The sequence below is a fragment of the Streptococcus pluranimalium genome (assembly GCF_047785745.1).
Lineage (GTDB): Bacteria > Bacillota > Bacilli > Lactobacillales > Streptococcaceae > Streptococcus > Streptococcus pluranimalium_B.
This window is the reverse complement of record NZ_JBLOJT010000199.1, coordinates 1-1,162: the sequence shown is the minus strand read 5'-3', so window position 1 is coordinate 1,162 and position 1,162 is coordinate 1. Positions and strand designations below refer to the sequence as shown.

Here is a 1,162-nt window from a genome sequence, read left to right as displayed (position 1 = left end):
CCAATTCTAAGCTATTTTCTATTTTTGAGACTTTTGCCCAGCATCCTTTGTTATTCTTTTGATGTCTCATTTCCTATTTTTAATAGAAAGAGAACTTCAAGATTTCTTAGCGAACATCAAAAGGTGACTCTTGGATAGGACCGCCTTGGTATTTGGTAGTAGGAGCACCATTTTGTTCTAATAAATATTGGTAATAAACAGCGCGTGTTGTTGTCATGTAAGGGATAAGGTAAATGGAAACAAGTCCGAGGGTAAGGAAAGTAAGAAGGTACCAGCCTATGAAACTCAAGTAAAGTTTGAATAGTTCAAAAACATGCCCTTTCATCAATTGTTTACTTTCTTTGATAGCTGCTAGTGGTCCTTGATAGCGATTCTGAGCGATTTGGTCATAAATGACAAATTCAGTTTGAGAATATTGGTTGGATTTCCAAATGATTAGAATCATCCCTGCAACCATGAGGACTAAACCAAGCAAGGTGATAATGACACCGACGCTAGAGACAATCATAACGCCAAGCATTAAGCCCATTCCGATACCAAATAAGAAAGCCCAAGGTAGTATAAGGAGGTTGCGCACAAGCAGAGTGACAAATAATTTAGCAAAGCGACCGCCTGAGAAACTTTGCATTAAGTCCCCAAATTCGACAGCTTTTCGCTCTTGTCGAACCACTTCAAGCATGGTATAAAGTGCTGAGATCGTAAAGAAGGCTATTAAGAAAGTGACTAATGGTGGAAAAATAGTAGCTGAAAGACTAACCTGAGTGTCTATACTATCAATAGTAGTCTCTCTATAAGAGATAGTAATATTAACAATGCTTAGGATAATCGGTAGAATAAAGAGGGAATATTTCCCAGGGAGGCCTTTGACTAAGACTTTTGCTTGTTGTTTGATACTTCTAATCATAAAATCTCCAATCTATGCGAAAGAGGGAACAGTTATTATAGAGGTATTGTAACATAAGCCTGGAAGTAATGCTACAAACAACGGGTTTACGGTATGCTTGTTTTTCTTATTCCCAAAACTTTTAGACCTAGAAAAGACTTTGGTAACACTCTTAAAGATAAGGTGTACTACAAAAGATACTGGCTGAAAACAAGAGGTTCTTTGAAAATTAAGTATGTTTTAATATAAACTAAGAAAAGTCAAAAAGCTGATGGAAAG

1 protein-coding gene is annotated in these 1,162 nt (G+C 36.7%); it reads right to left on the bottom strand.

The window, feature by feature from the left end:
- Positions 1–106: 106 nt before the first annotated feature.
- The gene (locus ACMZ6U_RS10460) at positions 107–904 is read right to left on the bottom strand and encodes a DUF975 family protein (RefSeq protein WP_416108349.1); all 798 of its coding nucleotides are present in this window, start codon (positions 902–904) and stop codon (positions 107–109) included.
- Between the last annotated feature and the right edge of the window lie 258 nt (positions 905–1,162).